The sequence below is a fragment of the Gilliamella sp. B3892 genome (genome assembly GCF_026536305.1).
Taxonomy (GTDB): Bacteria; Pseudomonadota; Gammaproteobacteria; order Enterobacterales; family Orbaceae; genus Gilliamella.
On sequence record NZ_JAFNOK010000001.1, the window covers coordinates 224,955 to 241,942 of the forward strand.

Consider the following 16,988-nt stretch of genomic DNA (forward strand, 5'->3'; position numbering starts at 1 on the left):
ATGGTAACAACAAGTAAATCAGCAAAAATTATTAAAATTAGAGCCATTTCAGCAATATGGATTATTCCTATTGTTACAGCCATTGTTGGGCTTTGGATTATCTATTCTCATTTTGCTGACCGAGGCACCTCTTTTACTTTACTGGCAAAAGATGCAAGTGGCATTGTGGCCGGTAAAACGGTGATAAAAAATCGGAGTGTCGATGTGGGTATTGTCGATGAAGTTACCCTGTCTGACGATTTTAAACAAGTTGTCATCAAAGGTCGTATCTATAATGATATGGAACCTTTGTTAAAAAATGATTCTATCTTTTGGGTGGTTAAACCCGAAATTGGTCGCGATGGTGTGACCGGCTTAGGTACTATTTTATCGGGCGTCTATATTGAATTAGCCGCTGGCAATGATACGCATAGTTTCAAAAATAATCCTTTTATCCTATCTGATAACCCGCCGTTATCTGACCCAAGTATAAAAGGCATTCGATTATATTTAGAGAGCGATCAAAATGGGGTTGTTCCTCGTGGTGCTTCGGTGATGTTTAAAGGTTATCGTGTTGGTAATGTCGAAACCTCTGAATTTGATGTCGAAAACCGAAGAATGAAATATCAAGTTTTTATCACTACACCTTATGACTCGTTAGTAACCGAAAATGTCAGATTTTGGAAAGAAGGGGGCGTTAATTTCTCGTTATCTTCTCAAGGTGCCAGCCTTGATTTACCTTCTTTAGATGTCCTTATGTCCGGTGGTATTAGTTTTGACTTACCTGACGGCGCAAAATTAGGCGACCCGGCTAAGCAGTACGATGTGTATAAATTGTATGAAGGTAAAAAATCAATTCAAGATTCTCAATATACCAATTATAAAGAGTTTCTTATCATGCTTAATGATTCAATATCGGGATTATCTGAAGGAACATCCGTTGAGTATCATGGTATAAGACTTGGTACCGTGAGCAAAGTTCCGTTTTATACCCCGGATATGTTGAAAAGCACGTCAATTTTAAATCAAAAAGTGCCAGTGTTAATTAGAATAGAGCCGGATCGTTTATCGGAATTAGTCGATGATAAAATTGACATTGCCAATTTGATTATTGAAGAGCAAAAAAATGGTTTAAGAGCTTCATTGAAAACCTCAAACATGTTCACTGGTGCGCTGTATATTGATTTGGATTTTTATCCTGACTTAAAAGATAAATACGATCCAAATTTAGCGCATCAATATGGTTATGATACCATTGAAGCAACGTCGACCGGATTTGCTCAAATACAAGCTAAAATATTGCATCTGTTGGATAATTTTAATAATTTACCACTCAATAACACCATGACTGAGTTTAATCAATCTTTAGCGTCAAGCCAGCGTTTAATGGATTCATTAAATAAAATTATGGCGAGTAAAGAGATGCAAAATATGCCAAAAGAGTTACAAAAGACAATACGGTCTTTAAATGAAACCATGAAAGGATTGCAACCGGGTTCAGAACTGAATAACCAGATGAAAGAGAGTTTACAAAAAGCTCAACAGGTTATGGATGAATTAACACCGTTACTTAAGACGCTTAACAGTAAAAGTAATGCGTTGATTTTTTCAGCCCCAAATAAAAAAGACGAAGAACCTAAAGCAAGAGGAATAAACAATGAATAAATTTATCAAGACGTTAGTTGTCACGGCATGTTTAACGACAACCGGGTTATTAGCCGGCTGTTCATCGAAATCGATAGGTAAGAGTTATTATCAACTTTCCAGTAACATTAGTAATGTGCTTACCCAAACTATGCAAACCAAGAAAAACTTTATGTGGATTGAGTCGGTTGAAGTTGCCGATTTTCTCAATAAACCGGGCATTGTTTTGCAAACAAGAGACATAAATTATGTTACTGCCAATAACCATTTATGGGTATCAACACTTTCGCAACAATTACGCGATCGTTTAGAACAAGACTTAATGCGATTGTTGCCAAATTATTTGGTATCAAATCAAGCTATCGCAACGCCAACACTTAGAGTAAAACTCTATATTGATGCTTTTTACGGTAGTTATACCGGTGATGCAGTGATAAAAGGTCGCTGGGTAGTGGGTGATAGCCGAGATAGACTCTATACTAAAGCTTTTGAGCGCCATGTTCCACTAACAAGAAATGGTTATGATGCATTAGTTAAAGCCCTATCAAGAGGTTGGCAAGATATCGAGTTCGATTTTGCTAATTCGATTAGACAATAAGCTAGCTCTAAACATTCCGTCAAGTGATTGACGGAATGTGCTACCTAATCAATATCCATTCAATTGTTATCGGTACGCTTTTTTAAACTCTTCAAACACGCTGTTATCAATCTCGACCCACTTTCTGACACTATTAATAAAGGCGATTTTTTCGGCTTGCAATAGTTCGTTTTTACTAATGGTTTTTTCCAATATTTTTTGGTTATCTAAATAGTATTGCCGCATAGTGCCCGGCAACAGTCCACTACTGATTTTAGGGGTAAACCATTGTTGATTGATTAGTACAACAATATTGCCATTGACAAATTCGGTTATCTCGTCGTTTTGGTTGAAATTAATGTACTCTTTTCCTGTTGATAACGTCGGGAAATGGTGGCGATTGCTGGTTTTATGATAAAGATAAACATTATTGCTATTGACGCACTGTGGCGCAAAAGCCAGCTTATTGATCTGCATTGGCGCCGATATAGCATCGATAGTGATCAAAGCATTGCCTTGTGCAGGTTGCTCGATACGCAATTTATAGCGACCTTGAGCATAACTATTAGCAATCTGAGCCAGTTGCTGTTTGATATCGGTAATATCACAGTTAAAGTCGAAATAATGCGCAGACTGAGTTAAGCGGGTTAAATGCTCATCGGGCAACCAAATTTGTCCGTTTTCAAGCAATAATGACTCAATAATCGCGTCCGGTGTGCAAGCGGTGCGAGTTAAAATGGCGCTTTTAGCCAAAACCTCGTCATATTCATCTTGTGATGTTGAATCCCAGGTGATCCCACCGCCGACGCCATAATGTAACTGCCCATCATGTATGGTTAAGGTGCGAATAGGAATATTAAATATGGCTTTATTTTTTAACGGTTCAATATACCCAATAGTGCCACAGTAAACGCCTCGTGCTGAGTTTTCAATATTAGCAATAATTTGCATGGTGCTGGTTTTGGGGGCGCCGGTAATTGAGCCACAAGGAAATAGCGCTTGAAAGATTTGATATAAATTGGTCTGCGGCTTTAATTGGCCTTCAACGGTGGAGGTTAGCTGCCAAACCGTTGGATATTTCTCGGCGGTAAACAGCTTAGGTACGTGAACGGTACCGGGTCTGGAAATTTGGCTTAAATCATTGCGCAGTAAATCAACTATCATCATATTTTCAGCTTGATTTTTATCTGACATCAACAGCGCTAATTGTTGCTCATCGTGTTGATAACTCATGCCTCTTGGGGTTGTTCCCTTCATCGGTTTGGTGGTGATAGTTTGCTTATCTAACTTAAAAAAAAGCTCCGGCGAAATGGATAAAATACAATAATTATCAAATTCGATATAAGCACAATAACCGGCATGGTTATTTTTTTGCAAAAAATGATAATAATCAATAGGGTTATCATTAAACGGGGCAGTTAATTTAATCGTATAGTTAGTTTGATAAGTATTGCCGGAGGCGATTTGCTGTCGAATATAATCTATTTTTTGCTGATATTGATCAATCGTGGTATCACTGACTAAGTCAAACGCAGGCGGGGTATAGTCATCAAAATAGGGTGGTTGTTGGGTACTATAGCCGTCAAAAATACCAAATAGCACAAGAGGGGCATCATGCTTACAAGGGGATTTGGTTTTCATTGCCAAATTAAAACCTGTCGCACTTTCATAAGCCAGATAGCCAACCGCATAATAACCTTGATCGGTAAACTTTTCGATCTCATCAATCTGTTGTTTGATAGCGTTGGGATTATCGGTTTTAACTATTTTGATCGGATCGCAAAAATAACGACGCTCGCCTTCAAAATCGATATAAATTTTCATATTACGGTTGCTCATTAACAAAATTGTGGATCATTTGTAAACCAAACTCAGTTTTGATCGCTTCGGGGTGAAATTGTACCGATTCAATCGGCTGTGTTTTATGGCGCAATCCCATAATTAATCCTTGCTTATTTTGGGCGGTGACCATTAAAGGTGACTGATGCGGGGGTGCCTGATTATCCGCTATCAGTGAATGATAGCGCACCACTGACAATGGATTTTTAAGCCCTTTAAATAGTCCTTGCTCATCATGGACAATGGTATCAATCTTGCCATGCATTGGCATCGGCGCTTTGATAATTGAATAACCATAATATTGCGCAATGACTTGATGACCTAAACAGATCCCAAGTATTGGGCATTTTCCGGCAAACTCATCAACTACAGCCAGCGAGATGCCAGCACTATTTGGCTCGCCCGGTCCCGGTGAAATAACAATTTTAGAAAACGTGAGCTGTTTTAACTGTTCAATGGTTTTTTCATCATTTTTGGTAACCACAACATTGGCACCCGCTCGGCATAGGTAATCATAAATATTAAAGGTAAAAGAATCGTAGTTATCAATAAGTAGTATCAAAGTTTTATCCGTTGAAAATAGCAAATTAACGCGTTGTCGATGATTAATTTTATTTACTCCAAAATTAACCAGATAGCTTTCATTATACAAATAACGCCACTAAAAAAAGAGAGACGACCAATAATAAATACGTGTTTTATGGTTTTTTTACTTAAACACCTGCATTTTCTGAAAGTTTTTGACAAGATTAGCGTCGTTTTTGTGATTGCTTTCACAAAAATATACAACTCTACTTGTATGGTAGTGTCTAGGTAGTTATTTTGTCATTGCTGAAATTGACATGAACGGTTTGAAATGAAACGGATCAACGCTAATAGCGCATCTGAAAGATATGACTACCATGGCTTCGCTAAGTTACCTGCGTTTATCCCCAAATAACTGCTGTCTAAATATTAAATTGATTAATCAGGATTATTTGACAATTAACTCATCTTTCTGACGAATCAACCAAAGCGCAGAATGAAAAATAGAGGCGGTTTATTCATTTCACATTGAGTTAAAGAAAATGGTGAAGGTGTTAAAGGAGTAGGTTATGGCTTTTATTCATCAAACTTTTCGATTAAACAATCAAGTAGATCAAAAGCCATGTCTGCTGTTCCACCGACCTTTACTTCTGTTAGATTGCGGTTTTGATCGGAGCGTAAATTGTTACTCAATCCCCATGGTTGATTATCAAAAAATCAAAATAGCTAGATCGAACAGACTCAACCGTTCACTGCGGAGCTTTATTGATACTCAAACAACTGCGCAAACGCATTTCACCCTACTTACTGTTCCTAAACTATCGATGCCATATGTTCGCATGCGAACAGTGTTAGAACGTTTAAGTGTTGGTGGTGCTGTTCAATATTCTCACTCAATTTTAGATAACTTTTTTAGATAACTTTGTTGGTCAATTGGCTTGCGATTACCGCATTGCTTACCCTGACCGATTGCCTGGAAATACTCAAGCTGGTTTTACATTTTGAGTGGCTAGAGCAAGCAAAGCGATGAGAAGAGATAAATAGTCACAATGTTTTTGATAAACGGAAGGAATTAACAATGGACACTAAAATGATTAAAAATAGGAAAGTAACGCTTCCTATAGCAATTGGTTATGGTCTTACAGATATCATGGGCGGGGGCGCATTTACCATTATTGGTGCATGGCTACTGTTTTTCTACACAACCTTCGTTGGATTAACGCCACTTCAAGCGGCATCGATTGTGGCAATAGCAAGGATTGTTGATGCAATAATTAGCTTATTTATGGGGAGTTTTACCGATCACTTTTATCAATATAAATTGGGGCAAAAGTTTGGACGTCGGCGGTTTTTCTTATTAATTGGCTCGCCATTGATGTTACTTTATGCATTACTTTGGATAGTGGGCATGAACTTTTGGTTTTATCTTACTGCCTATCTCGTGTTTGAAATTGTAGCAGCAATTGTACTTATCCCGTGGGAAACACTCCCTTCAGAGATGACCAAAGATTATAATGACCGAACAAAATTATCTACCGGCAGAATGTTTTTATCTGCCTGCGGTACGTTTTTAGCTACATTTGTTCCGGGGGTATTGATTCACTATTTGGGTGAAAATAATGCCTATGCCTATTTTATCAATGGATTATTATTTGCGGTTATTTTTGCCGTATGCGTCTTTATCTCATATAAAGTGACATGGGAAAGAGAGCCAACCGCCGAAATGTTAGCACAATTGAATAAAGCTCCCGTCAAAAAAAGCTGGGCAGAAAGATTGGATTTGTTAAAAAAACTATTTTCTCAATACTTTTCAACGTTAAATATCAAAGCATTTCGTCGTCATTTAGCGATTTATCTTTGTTCATTTACAGCAAAAGATGTGTTTAATACCGTCTTCGTATTTTTTTGTGTATATTGTTTAGCAGTCCCTTCATCTTTAGCCGCCAGTCTGCTTTCGCTCAGTATTATCGGCTTACCCATTACCTTAATTGCCGGTTTTGCCATGGTAAAATATGGTCCGGGTAAATTATATACATTCTCTTACTCGACAATGATTATTTGTCTCATCGGTTTTTATGGGGTTTATATCTTTAACCCGGACTCAAAAATATTACTGCTTTATGTGTTTGCGGTTTGTTATCAAGCAGGCCGAGCCGTTCTTGAGTTTACCCCTTGGAACGTGTTTCCATTTATTCCGGATGTCGATGAAATATTAACCCGACAACGACGGGAAGGATTATATGCCGCTGTGATGACATTCGGTCGAAAAACCACCGTGGCGATTGCAACCTTTATTGTCGGGCTGATTTTACAGCATGGCGGATTTGTTCAAGGTAGTGCTGTACAAAGTGATCAAGCTATCACCACCATTGGTTTACTGTTTTTAGGTGGAACAGGCGGATTATTATTGATCGCCCTAATCTTTGCCCTTACCTTCAGACTCAATAAACAGACTCATACCATATTAGTGCATGAGATCGACAGACTAAAAAACGGTGGTGCAAAGCAGGAAGTGACTGAAGAAACCCGAAAAGTGGTTGAAGATCTGACCGGTCACGAATATGAAAATGTTTGGCGAGCTGTTAAATAGTGCAAGAAAGTTTTAACCATTAACTTATTAAACTTGCTTTAGCGTATCGCTATACCGATACGCTATTTACTGAAAACCTAAACTATCGAACAATTTAATTAACTTATTGATGAAATTTTTTTATTAGAAAAATCTATTATCAGCACATTCCTCAGTTTTTTACTTAAACGTATATATTTTCTGAAACTTCTTGACAAGATTTGCTTGTTGTTTAAAGTGTGTTTTACGCAATCAAAACAATCAAACTTGCTTTAGTGCTCAACCTATTTATAGCGATATATCTTGTTTAAGCGTATCGCTATACCGATACGCTATTTACTGGAAACCTAAACTATCGAACAATTTAATTAATTTATTGATAAAATTTTTATTAAAAAGATCCATTATCAGCGCATTCCTCTGTTTTTTACTTAAACGTCTATATTTTCTGAAACTTCTTGACAAGCTTCGCTTGTTGTTTGAAAAGTGTTTTACGCAATCAAAACAATCAAGCTTGCTCTAGCGCCCAACCTATTAATTGTGACATATCTTGCTTAAGCGTACCGCTATACCGATACGCTATTTACTGGAAACCTAAACTATCGAACAATTTAATTAATTTATTGATAAAATTTTTATTAAAAAGATCCATTATCAGCGCATTCCTCTGTTTTTTACTTAAACGTCTATATTTTCTGAAACTTCTTGACAAGATTTGCTTGTTGTTTGAAATGTGTTTTACGCAATCAAAACAATCAAGTTTGCTTTAGCGGCAATCTATTTATTGCGATATATTTCGCTTAAACATAGCGCTATTCGAGTATGCTCCTTGCAGAAGACCCAAAAATAACGACTAATTTAATTAGCTTGTGGATGAAATTTTTTATTAAAAAGATCCATTATTGACATATTTCTCTATTTTTTTACTTAAACACGTGTATTTTCTGAAACTTCTTGACAAGATTTACTTGTTTTTTGTGATGCCTCTCACAAAAACATACAACTCTACTTGTATGGTAGTATTTATGTGTTTATTTTTATCGCACAGAAATCCAAAAAAAAGAGGTTTGAAATGAAAATAGTTAAAGCAGAAGTTTTTGTATGTAGTCCGGGAAGGAACTTTGTCACCCTAAAAATCACCACCGATGAAGGTGTGTATGGTGTTGGTGATGCTACGCTTAACGGGCGTGAGCTATCGGTTGCATCTTATCTTAAAGACCACCTATGTCCGCAACTCATAGGGCGTGACCCGCAGCAAATTGAGGATATTTTTCAGTACTTTTATAAAGGGGCTTACTGGCGCCGTGGACCGGTTACGATGTCGGCAATATCTGCCATTGATATGGCGCTGTGGGATATTAAGGGCAAACTTGCCAATATGCCACTCTATCAATTATTGGGCGGTGCTTCACGCACGGGCGTTATGGTTTATTGCCACACAACTGGCGCCAGTATTGATGAAGCGCTCGACGATTATGCCAAACACAAAGAAATGGGCTTTAAAGCTATTCGGGTGCAGTGCGGTATACCGGGTATGAAAACAACTTATGGTCAAAGTAAAGGTAAAAATTTGGCCTATGAACCGGCAACACGTGGCAATTATCCGGAAGAGCAGTTCTGGGCAACGGATAAATATCTTGATTTTACCCCTAAATTGTTTGAAGCCGTTCGCAATAAATTTGGCTTTAACGAGCATTTATTACATGACATGCACCACCGCTTAACGCCGATTGAAGCCGCTCGTTTCGGTAAAAGTGTTGAAGATTACCGACTATTTTGGATGGAAGATCCAACACCGGCAGAAAATCAAGAATGTTTTCGCTTGATTCGTCAACATACTGTTACGCCAATCGCTGTTGGTGAAGTATTCAACAGTATTTGGGACTGCAAACAGTTGATTGAAGAGCAACTGATTGACTATATCCGAACCACCATAACTCATGCCGGCGGTATCACACATATGCGACGCATTGCTGATTTTGCTGCACTTTATCAAGTCAGAACTGGATCACATGGACCGTCAGATTTATCGCCTATTTGTCATGCTGCGGCGCTACATTTTGATATGTGGGTACCGAACTTTGGCGTACAAGAATTTATGGGATATTCCGAGCAGATGCTCGAGGTGTTCTCGCCAAATTGGACGTTTAACGACGGTTATATGCATCCAAGTGACAAACCGGGATTGGGTATCGATTTCGATGAAAAACTTGCCGCTAAATATCCGTATAACCCCGCTTATTTACCGATTGCTCGTTTAGAAGACGGCACTTTATGGAATTGGTAAGTTAACAGGAGCAAATATGAAAAGCGTAGTGATTAAACAACCTAACGAGTTGGTGATTGAAGAGCGAGAGCTGCCAAAACCGGCGAAAGGTGAGGTGAGAGTAAAAATCAAATTAGCCGGGATATGCGGTTCTGATAGCCATATCTATCGTGGTCATAACCCTTTTGCTAAATATCCAAGAGTAATTGGGCATGAATTTTTTGGTGTGATCGATGCGGTCGGTGAAGATGTTGATAGTAGCCGAATTGGTGAGCGAGTTTCGGTCGATCCGGTTATCAGTTGTGGACATTGTTATCCGTGCTCGGTCGGTCGTCCTAATGTTTGCACAAGCTTAACAGTACTGGGTGTTCATCGTGACGGAGGATTTAGTCAGTATGCAACGGTACCTAGTGCTAACGCCTACACAATTCCTGATGAAATAAGTGATGAATTTGCGGTCATGATTGAACCGTTTACTATTGCGGCTAATGCAACCGGACAGTTGCATCCCACCGAACACGATGTGGCATTAATTTATGGTGCAGGTCCAATGGGGTTAACTTCATTGCAAGCACTTAAAGGCGTATACAAGGTTAAACAAGTGATTGTTGTTGATCGCATCGATGAGCGTTTAGACATGGCGCAATTATCTGGCGCTGATCGCATAATCAATAACAGCAATTTAGCATTAAAAGATGAACTCGATAAATGCAATATCAAACCAACACTGATTATTGATGCCGCTTGTCATCCATCAATTTTACAAGAAGCTATCACCATTGCTTCGCCAGCAGCAAGAATTTTAATTATGGGCTTTTCAAGTGATCCTTGCCAAATCACTCAACAAGGGATCACCAGTAAAGAGCTATCTGTTTTTTCTTCTCGCTTAAATGCCAATAAATTCCCGATTGTGATTGATTGGTTGAAGAAGAAATTGATCGATCCACAAAAATTAATCACGCATCAATTTGATTATACCAACGTGGCAGAAGCTATAGAGACTTTCGAGAAAGATCAAAAATCGTGTTGCAAGGTGTTATTAACCTTTTGAGTGATTTTAAACAAAGCCTAAAGCGTGACTTTGTTATATAGATAAATTATAAGTGAGTAGAATATGAGTAATATAGGAAATAATAAAAGTGAAAGAAACACTTCGGATCTGGTTAAAGCAGCGGTTTCTGGTTGGCTTGGTACGGCATTAGAGTTTATGGACTTTCAGTTGTACTCTTTAGGGGCAGCGCTGGTTTTTCATGAAATATTCTTCCCTGAACATTCAGCAATCATGGCGTTGATTTTGGCAATGGGCACTTATGGTGCCGGTTATGTGGCTAGAATTATTGGGGCTTTTGTGTTCGGTCGAATGGGGGATGCCATTGGTCGAAAAAAAGTTCTGTTTATTACTATTACCATGATGGGCGTGTGCACAACGTTAATTGGGGTTTTACCAACCTATGCGCAAGTCGGTATTTTTGCCCCGTTGATGCTGGTTATTTTACGTATTGTTCAGGGCTTAGGGGCTGGGGCTGAAATTTCCGGCGCCGGCACCATGTTAGCTGAATATGCGCCAAAGGGGAAAAGAGGAATCGTCTCTTCATTGGTGGCAATGGGAACTAACTGCGGTACATTAAGTGCAACCGCAATATGGGCGTTGATGTTCTTTTTATTAGACAAAGATCAGTTAGTGGCTTGGGGCTGGCGAGTGCCGTTTATTGCCAGTGTTGTGGTGATGATTTTTGCCATTTGGTTACGCTTGAATTTAAAAGAAAGCCCGGTATTTGATGAAGTAAATGATAAACAGAGCCATCAACAAGTCGATAAACAACCAGTTAAACCTATTTCTTTGCTTGAAATGTTTAAAAGCAAATCGTTCTGGTTGGCCACCGGACTGCGTTTTGGTCAAGCCGGCAATTCCGGATTGATTCAAACTTTTTTAGCCGGTTATTTAGTGCAAGCACTATTATTTAATAAAAGCATCCCGACAGATGCGTTGATGATAAGCTCGATTGTTGGCTTTTTTACCATTCCTTTATTAGGTTGGTTATCCGATAAAATTGGTCGCCGTATTCCCTATATTATTATGACGCTGTCAGCGATATTGCTTGCTTATCCGATGTTATCGATAATTGTTGATAAAGATAATTCAGTTAATACAATTACGCTATGTTTGATTCTTATTCATAATATTGCAGTATTAGGGTTATTTGCTTTAGAAAACATTACCATGGCTGAAATTTTTGGCGCCAGAAATCGATTTACGCAAATGGCGATTTCCAAAGAAGCCGGTGGTCTTATTGCGGTGGGATTTGGTCCAATTTTAGCCGGTATTTTTTGCAATATAGTTCAAGACTGGTGGCCAATTGTTGTCATGATTATTGTTTACTCGTGTATTGGTCTTATCTCGGCTATCTGTATGCCGGAAGTAAAAGATCGTAATCTAGCTGACTTAAATGATGCAGCGTAATAAAGTCAATTTTGGTGGAAAAGAACAATGAGATTATCAAATCAAACATTATCACAACTGCCACAACAAGTTGTGGTACCTAACTATGACAGAAACAAGCTGAAAACAAAAATTGTTCATCTCGGCTTTGGCGCTTTTCATCGGGCTCATCAAGCTGTTTACGCTGATATCCTTGCAAGTGAGCAGGGTAGTGACTGGGGGTATTGTGAAGTCAATCTGATTGGTGGTGAAAAGCAGATTGAAGATCTAAAACAGCAAGATTATCTATTTAGCGTGTGCGAGATGTCCTATGATGATTGGTCAACACGGGTGGTTGGCGTGGTTAAACAAGCGCTACATGCCGATGTCGACGGTATCAGTAAAGTTTTAGAGGTGATGACGCGCCCAGAGATCGCCATTGTCTCCATAACCGTTACTGAGAAAGGCTACTGTTACTTACCGACTACTGCATCAATCGATACGCATAACGAACTTATCAAGTATGACATAGCCAATCCTACCAAACCGAAAACCGTGCCAGGCGTGATTGTCGAGGCGCTACGTTTACGTCAAGAAAAAGGCTTGCCTGCTTTTACGGTCATGTCTTGTGACAATATGCCTGAAAACGGGCATGTCACACGAAATGTGGTGTTAGCATTAGCCAAAATGCATGATGCAAAATTGGCACAATGGATTGAAGAAAATGTCAGTTTCCCATCCACTATGGTTGATCGCATTGTGCCGGCTGCGACCAGTCAAACTATGGAAAAAATCCAACAGCAACTTGGCGGCATTGACGATCCTGCCGGTATTGCGGGCGAACCATTTAAACAATGGGTTATTGAAGATAATTTTGTCGCCGGTCGTCCTCAATGGCAAAAAGCAGGGGCTGAGCTGGTCAATGACGTTTTACCTTATGAAGAGATGAAACTACGTATGTTAAATGGTAGCCACTCCTTTTTGGCTTACCTTGGCTATTTGGGTGGATATCGACATATCGATGAATGTATGCAAGATGCAAATTATGTCAAAGCCGCTCGTCATCTTATGTTGCAAGAGCAAGCACCGACATTAAAAGTTATAGATGTCGATTTACAGGCATATGCTGATTCCTTGCTTGACCGTTATCGCAATACCGGATTGAAACATCGTACTTGGCAAATTGCAATGGATGGTACATTGAAGTTACCTCAACGTATGCTTGATTCGATCCGCTATCATCTGGCGCATAATACCGCTTTTGATTGCTTAGCTTTGGGTGTGGCAGCTTGGATGCGTTACGTCAGTGGCATAGACGATGCAGGTCATTTAATTGAAGTATGTGACCCTTCAGTTGATAAAATCAAAGCATTAGTTGCCAATAGCGCTGATAATCAAGAACGGGTTAAGGCACTGCTTTCATTAACTCATGTGTTTGGTGAGGATTTAACTAATAACTCAAAATTCATTGATCAAGTGACAGAAGCTTACATTTCTTTACGTAATATTGGCGCTAAACAAACGGTTGAAAAATTAGCACAAAATTTCTCCTAGCGCCTAATTTCATTTCAAATAATGACAGTGTAATGCTCGCAAGACATTACACTTTTTATTTCGATGTAAATGGATCATGATTCATCTTCCAATATTTAACGCTATTGTTTAAAAAAACTTTTCTTATATTTAAAAATCCCCTACTATTCTCGGTTATCTAATCGCTTATATAAGAATGGTATATGTTTAAATCTATTGACTTAAATATTTCTGAACCTGTTAATCAACAAATTTATCGCACGTTAAGAAGAGCTATTATCACTTGTCAGGTATTACCCGGCGTTTTATTATCAGAAAAAGAGATTTCGGGGCAATTTAATGTTTCACGGCAACCAGTTCGTGAAGCTTTTATAAAATTGGCTGAAGCGGGTTTAGTGCAGATCTTGCCTCAAAGAGGCACGTATGTAACAAAGATATCGATTAAAAAAGTGGTTGACGGGCAATTTATTCGTGAAGCGGTGGAATGTGCCATTATTAAACGAGTGGCACAGGAAATTAGCGATTTAGATATCGCTTTGTTACAGAAAAATCTTGATGAGCAAAAAGAGGCGAATGCACGTAAGGATATTCGTTTTTTCTTGGAAAAAGATGATGAATTTCATCAAATTTTAATGAATGTCATTGATTGCCAAATGGCATGGGAAACGGTTGAAAATATCAAAGCGATGATGGATAGAGCAAGATTTTTAACTTTAGGTGATATTTCCCAGCCGGAAGATCTGGTTAAACAGCATGAGAAAATTTTAGTTGCGTTAAAAAATCATGATCCGGAGCTTGCAGCGCAAGCCCAACATGAACATTTATCGGCAATATTACAGACAATTAAAATTATCTCGCAGCAAAAAAATGAATGGTTTGTCGATTAGTTGATATAAATAAAATCATAAATATAAGTATTTAACTTATCGATATAACATATTTTTATTAATACATATATTAACGTTATACTTTTTCGTACTATTAATGAGGATTTCGATTCTTTACTTTTTTTTTATAGACTAAATGATTTAATCGAATTAACATAGGCACGCTCAAAAGTACAATATATTAATAATGGTAAATAAAATGGTAGATATCAGGAAGTTATCACTTATTTTAGCAGGTTTTTTTGCGTCATTTAATGCGGTAGCTGTATCTCAACCAACGGCACAAAACCAAAAAGTCAGCGATCAACAACTCATTTACCAACAAGAGAGGCAAAAAGCAACGGAAGAAGCTTTATCCACCAAAACACCGGATATCAATTTACAATCTCCCATGAAGAAAGTTCAAAGCATTGACTTTCCAGAAGAAAAGGTGTGTTTTCGTATTGATCATGTTAAGTTATTAGAACGTGATGCCTTACCTTTTTATATTCCTCTTAATCGTTTAGCTCAGCAAGCCGAAGGACGTTGTTTAGGTAGCAATGGTCTTAATTTATTGATGACCGAACTGCAAAATCAGCTTATAAGTTATGGTTATATAACAACTCGCGTGGTGGCGCCTCAACAAGATATCACCAGTGGTACATTCACCCTATTAATCTTAAAAGGTACGGTTGGCAATATTAGCTACACTTCAGATAGTGATAGCCATTCAAGCTTATATACCAGTATTCCTTTAAAAACCGGGGATTTGCTCAATTTGCGTGCATTAGAGCAAGGATTAGAAAATTTACAACGCGTCCCTACATCGATTGCCAATATTGAATTAATCCCTAGTAAAGAACAGGGGCAAACCGATATTGTTATTAAACGTACCCAAGATAAGTATTGGCGATTAGGTGTTTCTTTAGATAACTCAGGTACTAAAGATACCGGGCGTTATTTGGGTGGTTTAACTCTTTATCTGGATAATCCGTTAGGACTCAGTGACACTTTTTATGTGTCTGGTGATCATGATCTGGAAAATAAACACAAATATGGAACACGTGATTATCTATTTTCTTATTCTGTTCCATATGGTTATTGGATGTTTGATGCCACTATATATGGCAACACCTATCATCAAAATATCCCCGGGATTGTCGATTATCAATATAAAGGAAGAAGTAAAAACTATAACTTCCAAATTAGCCGGATCATTCATCGTAACTCAACCCAAAAAACAACATTAAGTTATGGCATCAATTTACGAGAGTCACATAACTATATGGAAGATTTGGAGCTAGAGATTCAACGCCGAAAAACAACCAATTGGAAAATCGGGCTACAACATCGTCATTATATCGATAATATGACATTGGATTTGGGGCTTTGGTACCAAAAAGGGGTGCGCTGGTTTGGTGCGCAAAAAGCGCATGAAGAAGAAGTGGGTATTGCCAGTGCTTTGACCGATATTTTTAAATTCGATTTGTCTTTATATAAGCCCTTTAGCTTAGGCAATCAAAATTTTGCTTATATTTTTGAAACTCGTGGGCAAATGACTAGGCGCAATAAACTCACGCCGCCAGACCGTTTTTCAATTGGTAGTCGCTGGACTGTTCGTGGGTTTGACGGCGAGCGTATGTTAACAGCGGATAATGGGATATATATCCGTAATGAGTTAGATTGGCAAATGCCTACCAATCAGCAACTCTATTTTGGACTCGACGCAGGCCAAGTGTCCGGAGCGAATTCTGAAGATTTGGTTGGAAAACGATTGGTTGGCTCAGTGGTTGGTGTAAGAGGACGTCAGTTTGATATCTATTATGATCTGTTTGTTGGTGTACCACTTTACAAACCGAATAAATTCAAAACCAACCATTTAACTTTAGGGTTTTACTTGAATTGGACTTATTAATTAGTTAGTAAGTGTTTTTAAAAGGAAATAATTAAACTTAAAAATAACACTATATAAAATAATGAGTTATCATTTTTTTGACAAAGATTGTTATTTTTAATCAATGGATATTAGCATGCAAAACATGCAAAAGAAACTTTACATAAAACCTTTTGACCCGTTATTCATATAAAGATTATTATATGAGAATGGCTATCAAATTGATGTAAAAGGTTTGATGATTTATTAGTGCAGTATGGTTAAAAATATAAGAATAAATACAAGTAGTTTGATTTTGGTAAAACAGTATTAAAAAGTGAATATGTTTTATATCAATTTATAACATCATAAATTAGTAACAAATCAGTTTTTAATGATAAGTCCGTAGGGCTTTAATACCTTTTTTAAGCAGCGAATTAAAGAGAATAGTTAACAATTAATTATGCTCTAATTTACTTCATAGTTAACGTTGTTAACTTCACTAATAAATTTGGATTAAATGGCAACAATAATGCATTGATACTTATTCAGTTATTGAGTTGGCAGTTAATAGAATAAAATTCATTTGATTAATTGTACTTATACGATAATTAGTTGTTATATCAATTAGTTATAGTGTTTTTTATTGCGTTGAATAAATGATGTAACTGATTTTAGTTACTCAGTTAAGTCATTTGTGTTTGGAAATGGTTTTACTAAAACAAATTGCTCTTTTAATTCATAATTTGAGCAATATAAAATAGATGAAAGGTGAAAATACTATGAATAAAAATTTATATCGAATTGTTTTTAATCAAGCTCGTGGCTTGTTTGTGGTGGTGTCTGAAATTGTCAAATCACACCAAGCGGTTTCGGGAAGTGTTAAAAAAACGAAATC

The 16,988-nt window shown here is 37.7% G+C and carries 12 protein-coding genes and 1 pseudogene; 11 read left to right on the plus strand and 2 right to left on the minus strand.

The features are described 5' to 3' along the window. Both pqiB and J3U74_RS01005 read left to right on the plus strand, forming a co-directional pair. Positions 1-1,644: an intermembrane transport protein PqiB gene (pqiB, locus tag J3U74_RS01000; RefSeq protein ID WP_267329956.1), complete on the plus strand. Its 1,644-nt coding sequence runs from the start codon at positions 1-3 to the stop codon at positions 1,642-1,644. Beyond that, positions 1,637-2,221 carry a PqiC family protein gene (locus J3U74_RS01005; protein ID WP_220217974.1) on the plus strand — a complete coding sequence of 195 codons (585 nt, stop codon included), beginning with the start codon at positions 1,637-1,639 and terminating at the stop codon, positions 2,219-2,221. The genes pqiB and J3U74_RS01005 overlap by 8 nt, the downstream gene beginning before the upstream one ends. Before the next feature lie 66 nt (positions 2,222-2,287). Here J3U74_RS01005 and pabB read toward each other — a convergent pair whose 3' ends face one another. Continuing rightward, on the minus strand, positions 2,288-4,024 hold the full coding sequence (gene pabB, locus J3U74_RS01010) for an aminodeoxychorismate synthase component I (protein ID WP_267329957.1): 1,737 nt from the start codon (positions 4,022-4,024) through the stop codon (positions 2,288-2,290). Between the two features lies 1 nt (position 4,025). After that, positions 4,026-4,601, minus strand: a complete 576-nt coding sequence (locus J3U74_RS01015; RefSeq protein WP_267329958.1) for an anthranilate synthase component II — start codon at positions 4,599-4,601, stop codon at positions 4,026-4,028. Between the two features lie 532 nt (positions 4,602-5,133). Here J3U74_RS01015 and J3U74_RS01020 point away from each other — a divergent pair. The 9 genes and pseudogenes from J3U74_RS01020 to J3U74_RS12490 all read left to right on the plus strand — a co-directional run. After that, a complete protein-coding gene (locus J3U74_RS01020) occupies positions 5,134-5,484 on the plus strand; it encodes a hypothetical protein (protein ID WP_267329959.1) in 351 nt (116 codons plus the stop codon). Between the two features lie 158 nt (positions 5,485-5,642). Continuing rightward, positions 5,643-7,154: an MFS transporter gene (locus tag J3U74_RS01025; RefSeq protein ID WP_220217970.1), complete on the plus strand. Its 1,512-nt coding sequence runs from the start codon at positions 5,643-5,645 to the stop codon at positions 7,152-7,154. 1,051 nt (positions 7,155-8,205) lie between these two features. Continuing rightward, positions 8,206-9,420, plus strand: a complete 1,215-nt coding sequence (gene manD / locus J3U74_RS01030; protein WP_220217969.1) for a D-mannonate dehydratase ManD — start codon at positions 8,206-8,208, stop codon at positions 9,418-9,420. Positions 9,421-9,436: 16 nt separating this feature from the next. Then, positions 9,437-10,450, plus strand: coding sequence for a Zn-dependent oxidoreductase (locus tag J3U74_RS01035; protein WP_267329960.1), 1,014 nt, complete (start codon positions 9,437-9,439; stop codon positions 10,448-10,450). A 63-nt stretch (positions 10,451-10,513) separates the two neighbouring features. After that, on the plus strand, positions 10,514-11,860 hold the full coding sequence (locus tag J3U74_RS01040; protein WP_220217967.1) for an MFS transporter: 1,347 nt from the start codon (positions 10,514-10,516) through the stop codon (positions 11,858-11,860). Between the two features lie 27 nt (positions 11,861-11,887). Beyond that, a complete protein-coding gene (locus J3U74_RS01045; protein WP_267329961.1) occupies positions 11,888-13,372 on the plus strand; it encodes a mannitol dehydrogenase family protein in 1,485 nt (494 codons plus the stop codon). A 182-nt stretch (positions 13,373-13,554) separates the two neighbouring features. Continuing rightward, positions 13,555-14,238, plus strand: a complete 684-nt coding sequence (locus J3U74_RS01050; protein ID WP_267329962.1) for a GntR family transcriptional regulator — start codon at positions 13,555-13,557, stop codon at positions 14,236-14,238. Between the two features lie 199 nt (positions 14,239-14,437). Further along, positions 14,438-16,132: a ShlB/FhaC/HecB family hemolysin secretion/activation protein gene (locus J3U74_RS01055; protein ID WP_267329963.1), complete on the plus strand. Its 1,695-nt coding sequence runs from the start codon at positions 14,438-14,440 to the stop codon at positions 16,130-16,132. Between the two features lie 740 nt (positions 16,133-16,872). Then, a pseudogene (locus tag J3U74_RS12490) lies at positions 16,873-16,971 on the plus strand (ESPR domain-containing protein); the annotation flags it as partial. Positions 16,972-16,988 lie beyond the last annotated feature (17 nt).

Excerpts from the sequence above, each read along its gene's own strand:
- pqiB (WP_267329956.1), top strand. The coding sequence starts at position 1 with ATGGTAACAACAAGTAAATCAGCAAAAATTATTAAAATTAGAGCCATT.
- J3U74_RS01005 (WP_220217974.1), top strand. The coding sequence starts at position 1,637 with ATGAATAAATTTATCAAGACGTTAGTTGTCACGGCATGTTTAACGACA.
- pabB (WP_267329957.1), bottom strand. The coding sequence starts at position 4,024 with ATGAAAATTTATATCGATTTTGAAGGCGAGCGTCGTTATTTTTGCGAT.
- J3U74_RS01020 (WP_267329959.1), top strand. The coding sequence starts at position 5,134 with ATGGCTTTTATTCATCAAACTTTTCGATTAAACAATCAAGTAGATCAA.
- J3U74_RS01025 (WP_220217970.1), top strand. The coding sequence starts at position 5,643 with ATGGACACTAAAATGATTAAAAATAGGAAAGTAACGCTTCCTATAGCA.
- manD (WP_220217969.1), top strand. The coding sequence starts at position 8,206 with ATGAAAATAGTTAAAGCAGAAGTTTTTGTATGTAGTCCGGGAAGGAAC.
- J3U74_RS01035 (WP_267329960.1), top strand. The coding sequence starts at position 9,437 with ATGAAAAGCGTAGTGATTAAACAACCTAACGAGTTGGTGATTGAAGAG.
- J3U74_RS01040 (WP_220217967.1), top strand. The coding sequence starts at position 10,514 with ATGAGTAATATAGGAAATAATAAAAGTGAAAGAAACACTTCGGATCTG.
- J3U74_RS01045 (WP_267329961.1), top strand. The coding sequence starts at position 11,888 with ATGAGATTATCAAATCAAACATTATCACAACTGCCACAACAAGTTGTG.
- J3U74_RS01050 (WP_267329962.1), top strand. The coding sequence starts at position 13,555 with ATGTTTAAATCTATTGACTTAAATATTTCTGAACCTGTTAATCAACAA.
- J3U74_RS01055 (WP_267329963.1), top strand. The coding sequence starts at position 14,438 with ATGGTAGATATCAGGAAGTTATCACTTATTTTAGCAGGTTTTTTTGCG.